At 63.2% G+C, this 18,644-nt stretch carries 17 protein-coding genes; 10 read left to right on the top strand and 7 right to left on the bottom strand.

Features of this window, described 5'->3' with window-relative positions; translation table 11 throughout:
• The first annotated feature begins 147 nt into the window (after positions 1 to 147).
• From NJU76_RS03625 to NJU76_RS03610, 4 genes are all read left to right on the top strand, one after another.
• On the top strand, positions 148 to 915 hold the full coding sequence (locus NJU76_RS03625; protein ID WP_254531429.1) for an ABC transporter ATP-binding protein: 768 nt from the start codon (positions 148 to 150) through the stop codon (positions 913 to 915).
• Positions 905 to 2,185 carry an ABC transporter permease gene (locus NJU76_RS03620; protein ID WP_254531428.1) on the top strand — a complete coding sequence of 427 codons (1,281 nt, stop codon included), beginning with the start codon at positions 905 to 907 and terminating at the stop codon, positions 2,183 to 2,185. Before NJU76_RS03625 ends, NJU76_RS03620 begins: the two co-directional genes overlap by 11 nt.
• Positions 2,182 to 3,414 (top strand): ABC transporter permease, encoded by a 1,233-nt coding sequence (locus NJU76_RS03615; protein ID WP_254531427.1) that lies wholly within the window; start codon positions 2,182 to 2,184, stop codon positions 3,412 to 3,414. The genes NJU76_RS03620 and NJU76_RS03615 overlap by 4 nt, the downstream gene beginning before the upstream one ends.
• Positions 3,415 to 3,542: 128 nt before the next feature.
• Complete coding sequence (locus NJU76_RS03610) at positions 3,543 to 6,431, top strand: DEAD/DEAH box helicase (protein WP_254531426.1); 2,889 nt, start codon at positions 3,543 to 3,545, stop codon at positions 6,429 to 6,431.
• A 227-nt stretch (positions 6,432 to 6,658) separates the two neighbouring features.
• Here the strand turns inward: NJU76_RS03610 and NJU76_RS03605 are convergent, their stop codons facing one another.
• Entirely contained in the window at positions 6,659 to 7,864 is a 1,206-nt protein-coding gene (locus tag NJU76_RS03605) for a polysaccharide deacetylase family protein (protein ID WP_254531425.1), read from the bottom strand.
• Between the two features lie 402 nt (positions 7,865 to 8,266).
• On the opposite strand from NJU76_RS03605, the gene NJU76_RS03600 reads away from it, so the two are divergent.
• The 3 genes from NJU76_RS03600 (at position 8,267) to NJU76_RS03590 (ending at position 11,656) form a co-directional block, all read left to right on the top strand.
• Positions 8,267 to 9,061, top strand: coding sequence for a protein sorting system archaetidylserine decarboxylase (locus tag NJU76_RS03600; protein ID WP_254531424.1), 795 nt, complete (start codon positions 8,267 to 8,269; stop codon positions 9,059 to 9,061).
• Positions 9,062 to 9,309: 248 nt separating this feature from the next.
• Positions 9,310 to 9,585, top strand: coding sequence for a DUF8028 family protein (locus NJU76_RS03595; RefSeq protein ID WP_254531423.1), 276 nt, complete (start codon positions 9,310 to 9,312; stop codon positions 9,583 to 9,585).
• A gap of 820 nt (positions 9,586 to 10,405) precedes the next feature.
• Complete coding sequence (locus NJU76_RS03590; RefSeq protein ID WP_254531422.1) at positions 10,406 to 11,656, top strand: RNA-guided endonuclease InsQ/TnpB family protein; 1,251 nt, start codon at positions 10,406 to 10,408, stop codon at positions 11,654 to 11,656.
• Positions 11,657 to 12,320: 664 nt separating this feature from the next.
• Here the strand turns inward: NJU76_RS03590 and NJU76_RS03585 are convergent.
• Entirely contained in the window at positions 12,321 to 12,686 is a 366-nt protein-coding gene (locus tag NJU76_RS03585; RefSeq protein WP_254531421.1) for a DUF7344 domain-containing protein, read from the bottom strand.
• 275 nt (positions 12,687 to 12,961) lie between these two features.
• Here NJU76_RS03585 and NJU76_RS03580 point away from each other — a divergent pair, with 275 nt between their 5' ends.
• The 3 genes from NJU76_RS03580 (at position 12,962) to NJU76_RS03570 (ending at position 14,573) form a co-directional block, all read left to right on the top strand.
• On the top strand, positions 12,962 to 13,597 hold the full coding sequence (locus NJU76_RS03580) for a ribonuclease H family protein (protein WP_254531420.1): 636 nt from the start codon (positions 12,962 to 12,964) through the stop codon (positions 13,595 to 13,597).
• A gap of 79 nt (positions 13,598 to 13,676) precedes the next feature.
• Positions 13,677 to 14,135: a DUF2240 family protein gene (locus NJU76_RS03575; RefSeq protein ID WP_254531419.1), complete on the top strand. Its 459-nt coding sequence runs from the start codon at positions 13,677 to 13,679 to the stop codon at positions 14,133 to 14,135.
• A 24-nt stretch (positions 14,136 to 14,159) separates the two neighbouring features.
• Positions 14,160 to 14,573, top strand: coding sequence for a DUF7993 family protein (locus tag NJU76_RS03570; RefSeq protein WP_254531418.1), 414 nt, complete (start codon positions 14,160 to 14,162; stop codon positions 14,571 to 14,573).
• Between the two features lie 57 nt (positions 14,574 to 14,630).
• Here the strand turns inward: NJU76_RS03570 and NJU76_RS03565 are convergent, their stop codons facing one another.
• The 5 genes from NJU76_RS03565 to NJU76_RS03545 form a co-directional block, all read right to left on the bottom strand.
• Positions 14,631 to 15,284 carry an HAD family hydrolase gene (locus NJU76_RS03565; RefSeq protein ID WP_254531417.1) on the bottom strand — a complete coding sequence of 218 codons (654 nt, stop codon included), beginning with the start codon at positions 15,282 to 15,284 and terminating at the stop codon, positions 14,631 to 14,633.
• Between the two features lie 139 nt (positions 15,285 to 15,423).
• Positions 15,424 to 16,698, bottom strand: coding sequence for a cation:proton antiporter (locus tag NJU76_RS03560; protein WP_254531416.1), 1,275 nt, complete (start codon positions 16,696 to 16,698; stop codon positions 15,424 to 15,426).
• A gap of 35 nt (positions 16,699 to 16,733) precedes the next feature.
• Positions 16,734 to 17,231, bottom strand: coding sequence for a cation:proton antiporter regulatory subunit (locus NJU76_RS03555; RefSeq protein ID WP_254531415.1), 498 nt, complete (start codon positions 17,229 to 17,231; stop codon positions 16,734 to 16,736).
• Between the two features lie 106 nt (positions 17,232 to 17,337).
• Positions 17,338 to 17,706: a methylglyoxal synthase gene (locus tag NJU76_RS03550; protein ID WP_254531414.1), complete on the bottom strand. Its 369-nt coding sequence runs from the start codon at positions 17,704 to 17,706 to the stop codon at positions 17,338 to 17,340.
• A gap of 143 nt (positions 17,707 to 17,849) precedes the next feature.
• Positions 17,850 to 18,557: an SDR family NAD(P)-dependent oxidoreductase gene (locus NJU76_RS03545; RefSeq protein WP_254531413.1), complete on the bottom strand. Its 708-nt coding sequence runs from the start codon at positions 18,555 to 18,557 to the stop codon at positions 17,850 to 17,852.
• Positions 18,558 to 18,644: the final 87 nt, after the last annotated feature.

Raw genomic sequence — 18,644 nt, 5'->3', positions numbered from 1 at the left:
CCCACTCAGCCGCTGAACGGCGGATTTAGTCGATACAATCGAGACAGTTGCACCATTCGAAACCCGGTTAACGGGCATCTTGTAAGGGCATGCGGGTCGAAACAATGTGTCAGTTGGCCGTTCAATGGAAGTGAGATCCCTGTAAGTATGTTTGATCGCTCAGTTCGCGATTCGCACTCCTCGGTGGAGGAAGACGGCGACGGTGATCGCGAATCGACGCCGGCCGTTCGGCTCGAGGGAATCAGTCACCAGTACGGTTCGACTGGTGGCCGATTTCGATCGAACACCGAGCGGACGGTGACAGCGCTTCGCGACGTCTCTTTCGAGGTGCTGATGGGAACGATCGTCGGGCTCGAGGGGCCAAGCGGAAGCGGCAAGTCGACGATATTGCACGTGGTTTCGGGGTTGCTGGTCCCGACGACCGGCAGCGTCGAACTGCGCGGTACCGACCTGTCTGCGCTGTCAGACGCCCAGCGAACGCGGCTCCGTCGACAGCACATCGGGATCGTCTTTCAGCGGTTCCATCTGTTACCGTCGCTCTCCGCGAGAGCGAACGTTGCGTTGCCGCTCGTTCAGGCGGGCGTTCCGCGATCCGATCGACGCGCCCGTGCGACGGAACTGCTCGAGGCGGTCGGTCTCGCCGACCGCGTCACTCACCTTCCGGGGGAACTCAGCGGTGGGGAGCGCCAGCGGGTCGCGATCGCTCGTGCCTTGGCGGCCGATCCGGACGTGATCGTCGCGGACGAACCTACGGGGGAACTCGACACGGCAACGGGTGCGGACGTCCTGGAGTTGTTGACCGACATCGGTCGCGAACGGGCGGTTCTGGTCGCATCACACGACGAATCCACACTGTCCGTTGCCGACCGGGTCATCACACTTTGCGACGGACAGGTGGTCGACGATGACCGGTGACGGCGAGTGGGGACTGCACGGGGACTATGATCGGTGGCGAACTCGGTGGGCGGGGCTCGTCCGCTTTTCGCTCATCAGGTGGTGGAAGCAGGCGACGCGAACGACGACGGGTCGAATCACGTCGACGATCGCCGCTGTCGCACTTACCATCGCGCTGTTGCTGGTTGTAACGGGCGTTGCGCTGGCGCTCGCCGACGGCGGTGTGATGAGCGAGGACGACGCGTCGGTTCGCATCACTGCGGCGGAGAGTAACACGTTATCGTCCGTCGACGGCGTCGAGGGACCGCGCCTCGGTGCGACTAACGAACGAGCCGCGACGATCCGATCGCACGATGGTGTGGCTCACGCCTCGCCGGTGTTGGTCGAAACGGTTCGGCTCGAGGCCGCAGACGGTGACGAACGAACCGTCCGGCTCGTCGGTATCGTCCCCGATTCCGAATCGCGAACTGTTGCGGGACTGCCGACCACCGCTCTCGAACCGGGTGACCCACAGTATGCAAACGGGACGTATGACAGTTCGCCGGCGGGAGGGATCGTCCTTTCGCCTGCCGCAGCGGAGCGCCTCAACGCATCGACGGGCGACGACCTCTCCGTCTCGGTCGGATGGACGAACACGAGTACCCGCTCGCTTTCGGTCGTCGCCGTCGTGAAGGGAGGGACGGGCGGTGGTGGGGCGAACGCGCCGGTCGGTCTCGTCCATGTGAGCGAGCTCCAGTCGATCGCCGGCGCTGACGATGACGAACTCGCCGACAGGGTGCTGATCTGGGGCGAACCGGATGCTGCACGGGCGGCAGCGACCGACGCCTACCCCGACGCGGCGGTCGACATCGCCGGGAGTACCGATCCGTCGTCGCTGTTCGACGACGGACTGGCGTTTGCGACGAGCGTGGTTGCGCTGTTGGTCGGTGTCACGATCTGTGCGTCGTTCGTCGCGACGACCATGGGAATGACCGTCGACGAGGACCGTCGCACGCTCGCCGTCCTCGAGTCGATCGGTTTCCCCACCAGCGGCCGACTCGCTGTCATCGCGGTGTCGACGGGGATCACGACGCTCGTGGGCTCGGTCGCAGGGATCTGTCTCGGTGCGCTGGGTATCGTCGGAGTCAATGCCGTCGCGGGTGCGGCCGTCGCACCGGGAGCAGTCGCGCACTTTCACCTGCTGTTCGTCCCGTACGCGATCGCCGTTGCCGTTCTGTCGGGGCTGGTAGCCGTTCCGTATCCGCTGGCCGTGGCCGCGCGAACGTCGGTCCTCGACGAAGTGGGACGATGACGGTACGACAGGAAGCAGTGCGGATGCGAGCCGTCGCCGCGCTCGCGCTCGCCCAACTCCGGCGGTCACCGGGCCGGACCGTATTGACCGTCCTCGCGGTTACACTGGCCGTCCTCTCGATGACGATCCTCGCGAGCCTTGGCATCGGTGTCGTCGAGAAGGGCGAACGGGGACTGGACGAGGCGGGTCGAGATATCTGGATCTCGAGAGAGCCGGTCAATCCGGCGGCGAGCGGAACCGAAAATCCGATCGTGGGTGCCCACGGGATAGCAGTCGCCCTCACCCAACGGGAGGATATCGAAAGCGCCTCCCCGATCGCGATGTACGACGTGTACATCGGTTCGAATCCGTCGGATTTGCGACGTAGACCCGCGGTCGGCGTCCAGGAGACTCACGAGGGGTTCGATTTCGAGGCAGGACACGGATTCGAACTCGGCGCCGAGACGGCTGCGAGTCCGCCGCCAAACGAGCCGAGGACAGAGACGATCGTGATCGACCCGCGGACCGCCGACGAACTCGGCGTTTCGGTCGGGGACACGGTGTACGTCGGGACGAGCAGGCAAACGGCCTCCGAGCACGAGTTTACTGTCATCGGGACGTCCGCCTATTACTCACAGTACCTCGGCTCGCCGGCGATGACGGTCCCGCTGGGTGATCTCCAGGCGGTCGCCGGCACGTCGGGAACCGATCGGGCTACGTTCCTCACCGCCGATGTGGCGGACGACGTCGATCGCGATGCTGTCCGGGACGACATCGGCGAGCAGTATCCCGAATACACTGTCCGAACCAGCGAGGAGCAGGTCGACGGGATGATCGAAGAACGGACGGTCGTTCTTGCAAGCGGTGCGACGCTCGTTGGGCTCGCGATCGTCGGTGGCGTTATTCTGACGGCCAATCTATTTGCGCTCGTGGCACACCAGCAGCGAGAGCAACTCGCGGCCCTTCGAGCGATCGGGCTCTCCCGACGCGTTCTCGCCGGGATGGTCGGCGCACAGGGATTGATAATCGGTCTCCTCGGTGGACTCGTCGGGCTCGCCGCGACGCCGCCTGCGGTGCTCGGATTGAACCGGTTCTCGACCTCGGTTCTCGGCTTCGAGCGCCTCCTCCGGACACCGCCGGACGTTTACGCCGGCGGCTTCGTACTGGCGATCTGCGTCGGCACAATCGTCGCGTTGATCACGGGATGGCGAGCCGGTCGATACGCACGAATCACCCACCTCGAGGGCTGAGAGTGCGGACAGCCGTCGAGCGCTGATCGTTTCGACGACGAAGCGGCCGTCGGTCTCGGCTCGCGTCTGGGTGCTCGAGCACACCGAAAACGTGGCCCTTATCCGCCGTTCGCCCGTACGACGGGTCGATGACTGAGGGTGACGTCGCGGCCTTTACGCACCTCGGCGCGACGGTTCGCGGAGCGCTCTCCGAACGTGGCTTTTCGCGGCCGACGGCACCACAGCGACTGGCGATTCCGCCGCTGTCTGCCGGGAAGAACACGCTCGTGATCGCGCCCACCGGAAGCGGAAAGACCGAGACGGCGATGTTACCGGTCTTCGATCACCTGATTGCCGACAGCGGTGAGCCGAGTGCAGCAATGCGATCCTCGTCGGAGGTTCCCTCCGACGGCGGCCCGCCGGAGGGGATCGGGGCCATCTACGTCACCCCTTTACGGGCGCTCAACCGCGACATGCGCGAGCGCCTCGAGTGGTGGGGCGACTACCTCGACCTCACGGTCGACGTCCGCCATGGCGACACGACCCGATATCGGCGCGGGAAACAGGCAGAGAATCCGCCGGACGTCCTGATAACGACGCCCGAAACGCTGCAGGCGATGCTCACCGGCGAGCGGCTTCGGGAGGCTCTCGCGGACGTCTCGCACGTGGTCATCGACGAGGTTCACGAACTCGCGGCGTCGAAGCGGGGCGCGCAGTTGGCGGTCGGCCTTGAGCGACTCCGTGATCTGGCCGGGCCGTTCCAGCGGGTCGGGCTCTCCGCGACCGTCGGCGACCCGTCGGAAGTCGGCCGGTTCCTCACGGGCGGACGGCCCTGCGAGATTCGCGAAATCGACGTGGGAAGCAACGTCGACGTCACGGTCCGCGAGCCCGAGGTCACTGACGCGGACGAGCGGCTGGCCGGCGAACTCATGACCGAACCCGACACGGCCAGCCACGTGCGGTTGATCCGGGACCTGGTCGACGAACACGAGTCGACGCTCATTTTCGTCAACACCCGTCAGACTGCCGAGGCGCTGGGATCGCGATTCACGGAACTCGACCTTCCGATCGGCATCCATCACGGGTCGCTCTCGAAGGAGGCCCGGATCGACGTCGAGGATCGGTTCAAAGCCGGCGCGATAGATGGGTTGCTGTGTACGTCGTCCATGGAACTCGGAATAGACGTCGGGCAGGTCGATCACGTGATCCAGTACAAGAGCCCCCGTCAGGTCACGCGGCTCCTCCAGCGGATCGGCCGCGCTGGCCACCGCCAAGACGAGGTCTCGAGCGGGACGATCGTGACGACGCGCCCCGACGACACGTTCGAGGCGCTGGCGATCGCCCGCCGTGCCCGCGACGGCGAGGTCGAGCCGACCGCGATCCACGAAGGAAGCCTGGACGTGGTCGCGAACCAGCTGCCGGCCATCGTTCAGAGCCGCGGTGACACGTACGTCGACGAAGCTATCGAAACCGTCACGCGTGCATACCCGTTCCGAAACGTTCCCGAGGCGACCGTCCGCGAGATACTCTTGGAACTCCATCGGAACCGGATCGTCTGGTTCGACGAGGGGGAAGACCGCGTAGAAACTACGGGCGGCACCTGGCAGTACGTCTACGCGAACCTCTCGATGATTCCCGACGAGGAGACCTACGAGGTTCACGACATCGCCTCGGGGAGCCAGATCGGGACGCTCGACGAACGGTTTGTCGTCAACTTTGCCCAGCCAGGTGAGGTGTTCATCCAGCGCGGCGATATGTGGCGGATCGCCGAGATCGACGACGACGAGGGTCGGGTCAAAGTCAGCCCGATCGAGGACCCCGCCGGCGAGGTACCCTCGTGGATCGGCCAGGAGATCCCCGTTCCCGCCACAGTTGCGGGCGAGGTCGGTGACATACGGGCAGTCGCGGAACCACAGCTTCGCGCTGGAGCCGACGCCGCTGCGGTCGGTCGCGACCTCGCACACCGGTACCCGGCTGACGAGTACACGCTCACGGAAGCGTGTACCCAGCTCGAGCGTCAGGTCGACGCCGACGCGCCGATGCCGACGGCCGATCGGCTCGTTCTCGAGCGCCAGGGCCGAACGATCGTCTTGAACGCCCCGTTCGGCCACATGGCCAACGAGACGCTCGGTCGAGTCCTCTCGGCGCTGCTTGGTCAGCGAGCCGGCTCCTCGGTCGGCCTCGAGACCGATCCCTATCGGATCGAACTCGAGGTTCCGAACTCGACCGCGACCAGCGACGTAATCGAGGTCGTCGAAGAGACCGATCCCGACCACGTCGAGGCGATCGTTGAACTCGGACTCAAGCGTTCGGATGCACTCGCCTTCCGACTCGCGCAGGTGTCTGCGAAATTCGGCGCGCTCAAGCGCTGGCAGGGCCAGGGGTCGGGCCGCATCTCGAACGACCGATTGCTGTCGGCGCTCGAGGAGACCCCCATGTACGAGGAGGCGATTCGGGAGGTGTTCCACGAGGATTTAGACGTCGAGCGTGCGAGTGCGGTCCTCGAGGCGGTACAGACCGGCGATCTGGAACTCGTCACGCACCGCGGTCGCACGCCGGTCGGCCACGGTGGTCGCTCGTCGGGTCAGGAACTGCTCGCACCGGAGAACGCAGACGCGAGCGTCATCAAGACGGTTCGGGAGCGAATTCGGAACGATCGCGTCATTCTGCTCTGTACGCACTGTGAGGATTGGAAGGTGAAGACGGTGGTCAAGCGAGTTCCCGATCAGCCGGAGTGTCCGGAGTGTGGATCGACCCGGATCGCGTCGCTGAATCCCTGGGCCGACGAGGTCGTTCGAGCGGTCCGCGCACAGGAGAAAGACGACGAGCAACGGACGATGACCGAACGCGCGTTTCGCAGCGCGAGCCTCGTCCAGAGCCACGGCAAGCAGGCCGTAATCGCGATGGCGGCCCGCGGCGTAGGGCCACACAACGCCGCGCGGATCATCAACAAGCTTCGGGAGAACGAAGACGAATTCTATCGGGATATTCTCACGAAAGAACGCGAGTACGCCCGGACCCAGGCGTTCTGGGACTGATACGGTCTGCTGTACCGATGTACCGGTGCAACCGCAGGACGGTCACGGTTGCACCGGCAATGACGTACAGTAGTCTGTATGAAGGCGGTCGGCGACGCAGTTTTCTGCCACCGACGTCTGCCCAGCACTGCCACATCGGCCAGTACCACGAGCGCCACCCAGTATCATCGTTCACCGTTCGGTGTCTGTTCGTGAGTTGCTTCGATTCGGGAATCGTACCCGATGAGTCAGCGAACGTACGATTCGGCCATCTCTGTCGGACTGATGATCTCGAGGTCGCCTGCGGACTCCAGTTCGTTGAGGTGGCCGATCGTCTCTGCCAACGCCGACCGGGAGCCCTGGTCGAGCTGGCCGAAGGCCAGCGACGTGATGCCGCCCACCTCGGCGGTGAGATCGAGCATGGACTGCGCTGCGCCGGCGTCCGGACCGCTGACCCGCGAGCAGAGGTGTGGGTTCGTGGCGATTCCCTGGGCCGGATAGAGCCCCGCGAAGGCGAGTTCGTGGTGTTCCGAGACGAGTTCGAGCGTCTCTCCGTTGTACATTCCCTGGGGATAGGCGAAAAATTTCGCCCCGTCCTCGAACCCTTCCTCCTCGAGCCACTCCTTTGCGTCGAGAATCTCCGCCTCCGGGTCGCGTCCCGACAGACTGGTGAGATTGAGGCCGTGCATCGAGTGGCTCGCGATCGTCCAGCCGGCGTCGGCGAGTTCGTCGAGCTGTTCGCGGAGGAGGTGGTTACCCGTGGCGCGTTCGTCGTCGCGAATCCGGCTCGGTGTGATAAACGAGACGGCTGGATAGTCGTACTCCCGGAGGATCGGAAGTGCGTGCGTGTAGTCGGTTTCGTAGCCACTGTCGAACTGGAGCATGACCTTGCCCGTATCCGGAGCCGAGACGAATCGGAGGTCGTCGACCCACACGGCCCCCTTGTCGTCGTCGCCGGTCCATCGGAGGAGTTGTACCTCGCGTACCGCGCTCAGGTCGGGTTCACCGTCGACGGTTGCGACGCCGAAATTAGTCTGTACGAGCGGCGTTCCGCGGTGAACCTGCTGTCTGAAGGCCATGCGATTTTCGTCCCCGTCGAGCAACTGAATGACTATATCCGCCTCGTGCTCCGTTGACACCGCAAGGCTGGGTCGCATTCCGGAGAGATCTGTCGGCTCGGACAGCTCTCGAACGATCCTGAACTGATTGTCGGAACCCGACTCGAGCTTTGCCGATTGCGATCCGGCGTACGCTCGTGACTCGTCCGCAGAAAGCGACCCGAGCGGCGCGGTCCACGCGTCCAAATTTTCGAAGTCGTCGAACGCGATGGATTCACCGTTTTCGTCCGATCCCTCTTGCTCGTCGTCCGGTCCTTCGTTATCCGATTCTCCGGAACTCGAACACCCGGCGAGAGCGGCCGCAGCGGCAGCGCTGAGATACGTTCGTCGTTTCATGGCTGGCGACCGCTTGCGCCACGGACCAACGTATTGTTATTCTCGAGTATCAACAATATGTTACCACCACTAGTTCGATAAAACGCCGTCTCGAGGCGGCCTGCTCTTCGGGAACGAGGGTTGCCCCTCGAAACGAAACGGGCGCATGGTGGGACAGTTGTAGCCGCAGAATATCCGATTCGCCGTGACACAAATTTCGTTTGTGACCTCCTAGCGACACCGAGTTGCGTCCATTACCGGCGTAATTCAGCGCGTACCGACGCTTGGCAGGGCGTGGCTGGCACACGTCGTCCAGTCAGAAGCCCCTGCAAGAACTGCCGCGGCGGCTGTGTCGCAGCGGTATCGATCCGCGGGACCACCCGATCCGTAACGGCCATACGATTTGACTCCCTCAGTCGGTTCATGAACATCGCGCCGGGGGGCTGGAAGTACGCGATCTTCCCCCTGCTCGCCGCCCCGTTTGCCCTCCTCATCAGCGTCACCGCGAGTCTCGTGGCGCTCGCGATCGGTGTCGGAACGCTCGTGTTTTTCCGCGACCCCGACCGTTCTCCTCCACCGACCGGTGTCGTCTCGCCAGCCGATGGAACCGTTTCCGTTCTCCGCGAGGAAGGCGATCGGGTTCGACTGGGCGTTTTCATGAACCTCTGGCACGTCCACGTCGTCCGTTCGCCTTTCGCGGGACGCATCACCGATGTCGAGCACGTCTCAGGGGCGAATCGCCCCGCCTTCTCGAAAGAGTCCGACCGGAACGAGCGAGTCCACGTCCACTTCGTGACCGAGTCACCGCACCTACCGGCCGAGGGTGACGGGGGGTCGGTGTCGGTCGCGAACACGAATTCGGACGCAAGCGCGACAGACGGCGAGGAATCGGCCGATGCCGATAGCAACGCTCGGGGATCCCCACCGGCCGAACCGGCGCCCCACGCAGCGGTGACGCTGATCGCAGGTGCGTTCGCCCGACGCATCTATCCATACGTCGAGCGCGATGACGGCGTCGAGCGCGGCGAACGCATCGGCCACATCGCATTCGGCAGTCGCGTAGATCTCCTCTTTCCGAAGTCGGTCGAATTAGCGGACGTCGCGGTCGACATCGGCGATTCGATGACAGCAGGGGAAACCGTGGTTCTCGAGTTGCCGGACGTTGCGGCCGGCGGTGAGTTCGGTCTCGATACCGATGTCGACGGCGGAGACGCGTAACGCGTTTCGTGGACCTGGCCGCAACACATCTTCGCGACCCGGACCGTCACCGGTTTCTGGCATCGATATGCTATTCATTCTCGTAGCCCTCGGACAGTACCGTCGACGTTCCGCAAGCGAAATAAAATCTTTTCAGTGTAAATAAATCGTTCAGGCGGCCGGATTCCGTTGAATCCATCACAACCGACCGAAACGGTCGAGCCGTATTTGGGTTGCTGTCGAGAAGAATTCAGCCAACGGACCCTCCCATGACAAAACCATCCTCCATCTCGGGCCAACGGTCTGGTAGTTCGAGTCCGCCTGGAGACCGCCGTAATAGCCAGCACGGGGTACTCGAGCGAGCGTCGCCGCGGCTCGCAACGACGATTCGCGCGGCCGGCTTCTGGTCTGCGATTGCCATGCCGATCCTGTACTTTCCGCTGCTCGCGACTGGGTTGTCGTCGTCCGTCGACGGCGTTTTGTTTCTCGGTCTGATCGTCGGACATCTCCTCGCGTTGTACGTCGGTCACGCGCATCGTCGGTAACCTCCCGTCCCTACTCGCGCCATTTGCTGGCTCCTCGAGAGAGGCCGTGCACGTTCGTCCAGATGTTGTACTCCGCCAGGTGCCCAACATCGATAGTGTTCTGGCTCGGTCCCTCCTCCTGCAATTTTCACGACCGAACAGGCCTGCATGCCGCCGGATCGCGCGACACGCAGGGAGTGAGACCCCGCTCACAGCGAGTCCGATCCGACGGCCGTCCGTCCCGGCCACGGAGTCGTCGGGAGAGCCAGCTGATCGCGGTGGTGACGGTCGGTGCGACGCACGGGACCGTGGTGCTTGCGACGGCACCCGGTCGCTCGAGCAAGTCGAAACAGACGAGATAGTCGACTGCGCTCTCACCGAGTAAGAGGGCGACGTGCGCGCCGATCGCTGTGTGGTGCATCCTCCCGGTAATAAGTTATTACGATATTACGGGAACGACTTCGATGGCGATTCACGATTACTCCGTCCGGCCCTCGAGGTGACCGGACATCGACGGTCCAGATCGCAGAGTCGAGCATCACCACGCCGGCGATGTCGTACCTGGACGGCCCAAACGGAACCGGCGGGAAAGACGAAAGTCCGCCACCGATCGCGACAAACGCAGCGTCCGCGCCGGAGCGAGCCACGGAAATAGTGAACTGTTTCGATACCGGTTCACGGTCGTTGTTTCAGCCTAATTCAAGGTGGAGCCTCCGACCTCAAGGAGCGACCGAAGGGAGCGAGTAGGTTGGAGAGGAAACCGACGAAGGACGACGCAATCGCACGACGGTAGTTACTCGACTCCCGAGCATATAAGTACCGTCGGCCAGTAATCTGAAACATGGAGGTGCGTCGAACCGCGCTGGTCAAACTCATCGTTCCCGATGAGCGCCGCGACGACCTCCACGAATCCGCCCGGCAGTTCCTTCACTGTGCGAACCGTGCTGCCGAGTTCTGTTGGGACAACAACTCCTACACAAACTGCATCACCGCGAATACGACGGCACGAGATGCGCTCTACGAAGAACTACGAGGGGAAACCGACCTCACCGCAAACCTCGTTCAAGAAGCGATTCGACGCGCCGTGCAAGCGACGAAAGGGTGCGTCGAACGGTGGAAACAGGGCAAACGGGTGAGCCAGCCGGAGTTCACGTCGTGGAGCATGGTCTACGATAAGCGAAGTGCGACGTTCCACCGCGACCATGTGTCACTTTCAACCGTCAACGGGCGGGTCGAGTGCGACTTTGAACTTCCTGCGGATAGCCCGACACCCTACGAGCAATACGTTCTCTCGGAGGACTACGAGTTTCGGGCGAGCACACTGCAATACGACAAGGCGACCGACGAGTTCTACTTCCACATCACGACTCGGAAGTACGATTCGGACGATGAGGAGTCCGAGGTTTCGGAAGATACCGAGCACCAAACAGTCCTCGGTATTGACCTCGGCGTCAACAGCCTTGCGGTCGCTTCAACCGGCACGTTCTGGCAGGGCGGCGAGTACGACCACTGGTGCCGCGAGTTCGAGAAGCGACGTGGTGAGATGCAACAGCGCGGGGCACAAGCCGCGCACAACGCACTCCTTCGCCTCGGTAAGCGCGAAGAAGCGTGGCGGAAGCAGTACATCCATACCGTCGCCAACGAAATCATCTCGGAGGCCGTCGAACACGACTCCGACGTAATCGTGTTCGAGGACTTGACCAACATCCGCGAGCGACTTCCGCACGCGAAGTGGCACCATATTTGGGCGTTCCGACGCCTGTTCGAGTACGTCGAGTACAAGGCCCCGGAACGCGGCGTCACGGCGGAGCAGGTTGCGCCGAACCACACATCTCAACGTTGTTCTCGGACGGACTGTGGGTTCACGCACGAAGCGAACCGCGACGGTGAACACTTCCACTGCCAGAAGTGCGGCTACGAGGTCAACGCGGACTACAACGCCGCGAAGAACATCGGGCTCCGCTACGCCCGGAAACGACGCCACAGACTCCGTTCCTCGCCCAAGTCGGGGGGCGGAGACGCACCAGTAGACGTGCGTATAAATGGTGGGATGTTGAACGGCAAGAGTCACCGGCTTATTGCCGGAGACTGATTGCCGGGAGTCCACATCAAAGCCCTACCCTCAACGAGCGAACCCCGTATGGGGTGAGCGAAGTAGGGTAGGGTAGTTTACTACGGAGCTCCTACCTGTAACAGCGAGAGAGTACCGCCGTTCACGGCGTCCGCAGAACGCGTCGCGTGCTGCTGGGCATCGCATCCCGTCGAATGTATGTCGTCCGGGTTCGTCTCAGAAGCCACCAACTCGGGAAAATTGGAGGTCCGTTGGCGTTCCTCCGGTGTCACAAACGCGAGCCTGCCCGAGGCAGACGCGGCCGTACGTCCGAGTCGGATGGATGGCACCGCCCGCACGGGCCACGATATTCACGCACAGCACGTCTTTCACGAGGCCCGACGGCGTGCGTGCAACCCGGCGTACCCGCGGGGGGAGGGGAATCGTGCCTTCGGTGGTGTCGGCGCGGCCGACGTTACGCGAGGGGAACCCACGGCGCTCACGCCGGGGAGGATGTCATGACTGTCGATCATGACCGAATCCGGGGGCGGTCCAACAGCGAACTCCTCGACCTAGAATTGGGACAACGAGAACAGTGGTCGTCGGAGAGGAAAGTACCACGGGTCACCCGACCCGTGGAACTCGCGCTGTGACGCTTTAGAACGTTCCGTGGATAGCGGTCTCGAAATCCCGGTGTCGAACCCCTTCAGAGTGGTGGTAGTTCGCGGATTTCGGGTTCGTCTTCGGTCTGCCTGAACTGCTCGAGCAGGGGTTTGATGTCGTCGAATCCCGCTGCCAGCACGATATCACCGCTTCGCAGATCGTAGTCGATGATGTCGTAATCAGCGAGTCGCGGCAGGTGGTTGTGTACCAACGAGACGTAGACGCGCTGTCTCGTTTCCTTGTCGATCGCCGTCCTGTGGGCATCGAGCTCCCAGGCCGCGACCTGTGTGACGAGGTCCTCTATGTTCGCCCGTTCATCGTCGGCGAGCTGATACAGGAGAAACCGCCGCTCAGATTTTGCGAGGAGGGAGCATGCTGCTTCCATCCGCCTCGCGTTCGTCTCGTTCATATTGCTTCCATGCATTCAGTGGTATTACACCTACTGCCAACACAGATTGGGTCCGAATTGCTCGAACGAACGGGCGGTTTTCTATTCACCCGAATCTGGCATTTCCAGTCCAAGAATCGGGGGTTACGAGCCGATTTAGTCCGATTTAGTAACATTTTATTTCTCGTGAACGACGCTAGAACACTATAGGAGTGGATGGATCGGTCTCCTGTACTATATTGTTATTTGTTACCACGGGCGACATATTTAAGTGCGGGACTGGCCTATTCGTTTACATGGCCGCCCACGGCCGGCCCGCACTGCGAGATCTGTTCGACGAGTCGCCCACCCCCCATATCGCCCATCCCCCTCGGACTCATCATCGTGATTTCTACGTCGCTACCGATGGGTCCTTCCGGGACTCGGGCGGCGGTCTGGGTGCCGTAATCGAGACGCGCGACGGCACCCGTGTCACCCGCGTCTCGACCGCAGATACACCGCCGGATAACAACGTCGCCGAATATCGAGCGTTGCACCTCGGTCTGGACGTCCTCGCTACACGCGCGCCAAAAGATGCTTCCGTCGGTGTCCTCATTGACCACGACGCGCTCGCGAGCAACGTCAACAACGCGATTCTCGCGACGCAACACCCCGACGGTAAATCACCCCGACCGGTTTCGATCCCGACCGCGACGCGGTATCACTGGCGGGGGATCCAGGCCCGTCTCAACGGATTCAATGAAGTGCGCGCCGCCCGCATCAACAGCGATCAGAACCCCGCTCACCCGCTCGCGAACGCCCCGGATCAGTACCGCCACGTCAACCGCGAACCCGATCGCTGTGTCCTGCCCGAAACGCCTAACCCGACCCCAACGGAGTTCCCACCGCCGTCCCGAGCCGATCGGAACGGCGGTGGCCGTGCCTCGGACTGATCGACGCGTCTGGCCGCGGTCTCCTGCCTGTCGGACTGGACCGCCATCGTTATTTCATTCCTCGAGAAAGTCGTCTCCGATGAGCCTTCGCGTCGCGGTTGCCGCCCCGTTCATCCAGAACGGAACCCGTCGCCTCGAGGAAAACGAGTTCGTCGTCGCCCTCTCGCTCGACCGGGACTGGTTCTCTCCCGATCAATCAAAGCGGCTGATCGACGTCGCGACCCAGGAGGGGCTGCTCGTACGCGATGACGAGGGTCTCACGGTCACGTTCGATCCGACGGAGACGACGGTGCCGGAGACGTTCGTCCCCGACGAAAATCTCCTTCGGGAGCGGTCGGCGTTCGAACGCGTCCTCGATTCGCTGGTCGCAGACGGGACGGAGAAACACGAGGCGGTCGGCGCGATCAACTCTCTCCAGCAGGACCTCGGGCTGACGATCGAGGCCGCTGCCGTCGTCTACGCTCGCCGCGAGGGGCTCGCGGTCGGCGACCTCGTTCCGATCGCTCGAGCGGCCATCCTCGAAGCCGAAGACGGTTAATCTCAGGCGTGCCGACCGACGGGTATGGTCGAAGACCAAATCACCGACGGTCGCCGGATCGCTGAACTCCTCGCGAGTGAGATCGACGGTCGAGCGGACGGCGAACTCGAGTATTTTACCGTGACGAACGCCGATCGAGACGTCGAGCCGACTGTCGACGGCGCCCGCGCCTACGACGTCGTTCGGGGTGACGACCGAATCGCCCGCGCGTTCATCCACGAGGACCGGGCACACCTCGAGTTCGAGGCGGGACAGGACGTGGCGGCTGCGACGGCACCTGAAGTCGGTCTCCGAGTGCGTCCGAAGGCGTCGAAACCGCCGAGCACACTCGTTTTCGTCGAAAGTGGGGCGGAAGTCAAGCGGGCGACAGACGTGTTGCAGGCCGTGAGTCGTCGACTCGTCGAGACCCACTCGTTGGACCGGTCGCCGTCGGGATAGGGACACTGTCGAGTCGAGGGTTCGATCGCGACCACACGCGTCGGCGGCGGACACCGCTCACTCGAGTCCGGCGACGATCCCCGGCAGTGCGGTCGCGATCTCCGTTTGCTCGAGGTGGTCGATCGCGCGCGGGTCCGGCCTGGGGCCGTCTTCGAGCACCACCTGAACCGCACGCAACCCGGCTTCGGTCGCACCCAGAACGTCGGCTTCGACCTCGTCACCGACGTAGACTGCGTCGGTGGGTGCGACGTCGAGTTCGTCCACGATTGCCTCGAACGCTCGCGGGTCGGGTTTTCCGGCCTCGAGCTCGCCGGTGACAAGCGCGGCATCGAAGGCGTCCTCCCAGCCCAGCGTCGCGAGTTTGTCCCGCTGGGCCCGGACGGGGCCGTTCGTCAGGAGGCCGACCCGGTATTCCTCACGGAACTCCGAAAGCATAGCTTCGACGCCCGGCACCGGCTCGAGATCGTCGGCGATCGTTTCGCGGTACGCCGTTGCGACGGCGGCCGGATCTGTGTCGCTTTCGGCGAGCAGGTCGGCGAAGATCGGCTCACGCGTTTCGGTGGTGAGGTTCCGGCGATGAGCGGCGAGATACTCTTCGCGTGTGAGCGCCGGCGCTCCCGTGACGGCCGTGGCTTCCTCGAGGATGGTCGCCCGGTCGCGTCGAGGAACGGCAAGAGTGTAGTCGAGATCGAAGACGACCGCCTGTGGCATAGACGTGATAGAGGGCTCGAACGGGTTGAAGCTATCCTTTCCGGTCGAGCGTGGAACTCATACGGTCTGCTGTAACGATGTACCGGTGCAATCGCGACCGTCCTGCGGTTGCACCGGCAATGACTTACAGTAGTCCGTATCAATCGTCGGACGGCTGGGGGGCATTCCCGAATCGCCCTTCGAGCAGTGGGACGGCGACGGGCTCGATTCGGTTCGAGTGCTGCATGAGCGACGTCCCGAGAATGCTCATGACGAGGACGTAGCCGACCGAAAAGGCGTAGATCTGATTGGCAACGTGCATTTCGAGACTGGTTCCGGCACCCGATAACGCGAGACTCGCGATAATCAGTGAGAATTCTCCGCGAGTGGTCATTCCGAGTCCGACGCGCACCGAGCGACGGGTGTCGAGATCGTAGATTCGTCCGCCGAGGTAACCACTTATTGCCTTCGTCGGCGTCGTTACGATTGCGGCCGCGAGGATAGTCCCGAGGACCGACAGCGAGAACAGCGCCGGATCGGTGACGAGCCCGATCCAGAAGAAGAAGACCGCGGCGAACGCATCTCGGAGGGGCTCGAGCAGCCGCTCGAGATCGTGGACGTGATCGGTCGACGAGAAGGCCATGCCGACGAAGAACGCGGCGACGGCCTCGCTGACGCCCAGTGCGAGCGCGATGCCGGCGACGAGGATCGTCACTCCGAGCGCTCGGACGACGACGAACTCGTTGGTGGCCCCCGCGAGAATGCGCTGGAAGAACCCGCTTCCGACGGTAACGACCCCGAGCAACGTAATGATGAAGCCGACCGCGATCGCGATCTCCCCCGCGGCCGCGCCGAGGTCGCCGCCACCGAGAACGAGCGCGGAAACGATCGCGAGGTAGACCGCGATGAACAGGTCTTCGTAGACGAGAGTTCCCAGCAGTGGCTCGGCCTCGTCGTTCGCGATCCAGCCGAGATCGATCAGCGACTTGGTGATGATCGCACTCGAGGAGATGTAGACGATCCCGGCAACCAGAACGGCAGCCAGCAGGCCCCCGAAGACGAGATAGCCGACCAGGAGTCCGATCCCGAAGTTGACGACGAGGTCGACGGTGCCAGCCTTCCCGATCCGATCCTTGCTCGCCAGGAGCCGATCGAGATTGAACTCGAGGCCGAGGAAGAATAGCAACAGGACGATCCCGATTTCAGCGCCCACGACGACGAAGTCGGTGTCCGTAAGCGCGAGTCCGCCGAGCGCCGTCAGGACGTCGCTGACAGCGAACCTGGGCAGCTCGCCGAGGACGTTCGAACCGAGGAGGATCCCGATGACGATGTAAAATGGGATCACCGACTGATCGATTCGATTGGCGAGGAATCCGGCGAGTGCGACCGCTGCAAAGAGGATCCCGACGTCGACGAGCGCGGTTTCAGTTGCCACTAGCCTTCACCCTGTGAATAGCGCATCCGTTCGGATCACTCTCCCACGTATCCGTCACCGAGCAACTCCTCGAACTCGGCGCAGTCCTCGCGGTCGCCGATTACGACCAGCGTGTCGCCGACTTCGATGACGGTCTCCGGAGTCGGCGGCGAGATCAGTTCGTCGTCGCGCTGAATGGCGACGATAGAGACGCCGGTTCGCTCGCGGATATTCGCTTCTGCGAGTCTCTGGCCCGCGAAATCAGATTCGTCCGTGACGCCGTACCACTCGAGGTACGTCTCGTCGCCGAGCATGGTTTCCACCTGTTCGGTCTGCACCGGCTGAAAGTACGCGCCCTCGAGGATCGTGCCGACTGTTCGGGCCAGTCGATCCGACAGGTCGAACAACTTGTCGCCGTCAGCATCCGCGTTCGGCTTCAGGAATACCTCCCGTTTCCCGGTGTTGTGGGTCACGATGACGAGGCGTTTGCCGTCCTCGAGTTCGACCTCGAACTTCTTTCCCACGCCGGGGAGGTCGCTCTCGTATATGGTCATACGACAGAAAGAGCAGCGCGCCCTATTAAACGGCCTGCCCCTTCGGCCGGTGTGGGCTAGTTCGCTTATCTTCGCTCGAGTGCAGGGACAATTCGGCTGATGGGGTTCACTCGGCGAACCCCTCGATGAGGAACGTCGCGGAGGCGAGATTCGTCGCGAGCGCCGTATCGTGAACGTCGCAGATCCGAAGCAGCGCCGAGATGTCGGGCTCGTGTGGCTGGGCCCGAAGCGGGTCTCGGAGGAAGACGATTCCGTCGAGGGCTCCCGCTGCAACCTCCGCGCCGATCATCAGATCCCCGCCGAGTGGGCCGGACTCCTTACGTTCGATCTCGAGGTCCGTTCCCTCGAGCAGTCGTTTTCCGGTGGTTCCGGTCGCGACCAGTTCGTATTCCCGCAGTTGCCGTTCGTGTGTTCGTGCGAATTCGATGAGGTCCGGTTTCTTCTCGTCGTGGGCGATCAACGCGATACGAGTCATAATTGACTACTCCCCCTCGAGAAAAGTAAGTCCTCGTCCGTCCGATCGGTCTGGTCCCGAACGGCGGTCGCCGGCGCTCGTCGCTTCGGGTGAGCCGCGGTCTGTCGGAGAGAACCCGACGGACCAGACGTCTCACCAAGCGGTCAGAACTCTTCGACGTACGGCCGGACGTCCGCCTCGAGCGTCCACGCGGATCGGTCCTGCGTGACGAGATGCCAGTACGTGTCGGCGATGGCGTCCGGATCGAGGTACTCCTCACTGTCGCGGTTGGGGTGGGCCTCGCGAACCGACGGTGTCTCGATCTGGCCGTCGATGACGACGTGGGCGACGTGAATCCCGTCCGGACCGAGCTCCCTGGCCATGGACTCGGCCATCCCCCGAACGGCAAACTTAGCCCCACTAAAGCCCAGCGCACCGCCGCGGCCGCGAACCGACGACGTCGCACCGGTGAAGATGATCGTCCCGCCGTCGCCGTCGTCCGCGAGCATGTCGTCGACGGCCGCTTGCGAACACAAGAGCCCACCGTAGGCCCCGACGCGCCACGCTCGTTCGAACTCGTCGGGCGTAATGTCCCGAAGGCCAGACCACGCGCCACCGCTCGCGTGGTTGACGAGGACATCGACGGGACCGAACGTGTCTCGAACCTCGCGAAATCCCGCCGCTACCTGATCGGGATCGGTGACGTCCGTCGGAACCGCAAGCGCGTCGTCGCCCAGTTCGGTTGCCAGTTCCTCGAGGTAGTCCTCCGAGCGGGCGAACAGTCCTACGCGACACCCCTCGGCGACGAATGTTCGCGCGATCGATGCTCCGAGTCCAGGACCGACGCCTGCAATGACGACAGTTCGTGTCATACCGGCCAGACGAGTGCGGGCCAGTGAACTACCCTGCCCTACCGCGCTCGGGCTTACCCAGCCCTCGCTTGTTACGGACAGGGCTTC

It is taken from the genome of Natrinema gelatinilyticum, from assembly GCF_024266705.1.
Taxonomy (GTDB): domain Archaea; phylum Halobacteriota; class Halobacteria; order Halobacteriales; family Natrialbaceae; genus Natrinema; species Natrinema gelatinilyticum.
The sequence above is the reverse complement of the archived record's forward strand: the minus strand, read 5'-3'. Positions and strand labels throughout refer to the sequence as shown.

Bases quoted from the DNA above. Each gene is read 5' to 3' on its own strand.
- NJU76_RS03625 (WP_254531429.1), top strand. From the start codon at position 148: ATGTTTGATCGCTCAGTTCGCGATTCGCACTCCTCGGTGGAGGAAGAC.
- NJU76_RS03620 (WP_254531428.1), top strand. From the start codon at position 905: ATGACCGGTGACGGCGAGTGGGGACTGCACGGGGACTATGATCGGTGG.
- NJU76_RS03615 (WP_254531427.1), top strand. From the start codon at position 2,182: ATGACGGTACGACAGGAAGCAGTGCGGATGCGAGCCGTCGCCGCGCTC.
- NJU76_RS03610 (WP_254531426.1), top strand. From the start codon at position 3,543: ATGACTGAGGGTGACGTCGCGGCCTTTACGCACCTCGGCGCGACGGTT.
- NJU76_RS03605 (WP_254531425.1), bottom strand. From the start codon at position 7,864: ATGAAACGACGAACGTATCTCAGCGCTGCCGCTGCGGCCGCTCTCGCC.
- NJU76_RS03600 (WP_254531424.1), top strand. From the start codon at position 8,267: ATGAACATCGCGCCGGGGGGCTGGAAGTACGCGATCTTCCCCCTGCTC.
- NJU76_RS03595 (WP_254531423.1), top strand. From the start codon at position 9,310: ATGACAAAACCATCCTCCATCTCGGGCCAACGGTCTGGTAGTTCGAGT.
- NJU76_RS03590 (WP_254531422.1), top strand. From the start codon at position 10,406: ATGGAGGTGCGTCGAACCGCGCTGGTCAAACTCATCGTTCCCGATGAG.
- NJU76_RS03585 (WP_254531421.1), bottom strand. From the start codon at position 12,686: ATGAACGAGACGAACGCGAGGCGGATGGAAGCAGCATGCTCCCTCCTC.
- NJU76_RS03580 (WP_254531420.1), top strand. From the start codon at position 12,962: ATGGCCGCCCACGGCCGGCCCGCACTGCGAGATCTGTTCGACGAGTCG.
- NJU76_RS03575 (WP_254531419.1), top strand. From the start codon at position 13,677: ATGAGCCTTCGCGTCGCGGTTGCCGCCCCGTTCATCCAGAACGGAACC.
- NJU76_RS03570 (WP_254531418.1), top strand. From the start codon at position 14,160: ATGGTCGAAGACCAAATCACCGACGGTCGCCGGATCGCTGAACTCCTC.
- NJU76_RS03565 (WP_254531417.1), bottom strand. From the start codon at position 15,284: ATGCCACAGGCGGTCGTCTTCGATCTCGACTACACTCTTGCCGTTCCT.
- NJU76_RS03555 (WP_254531415.1), bottom strand. From the start codon at position 17,231: ATGACCATATACGAGAGCGACCTCCCCGGCGTGGGAAAGAAGTTCGAG.
- NJU76_RS03550 (WP_254531414.1), bottom strand. From the start codon at position 17,706: ATGACTCGTATCGCGTTGATCGCCCACGACGAGAAGAAACCGGACCTC.
- NJU76_RS03545 (WP_254531413.1), bottom strand. From the start codon at position 18,557: ATGACACGAACTGTCGTCATTGCAGGCGTCGGTCCTGGACTCGGAGCA.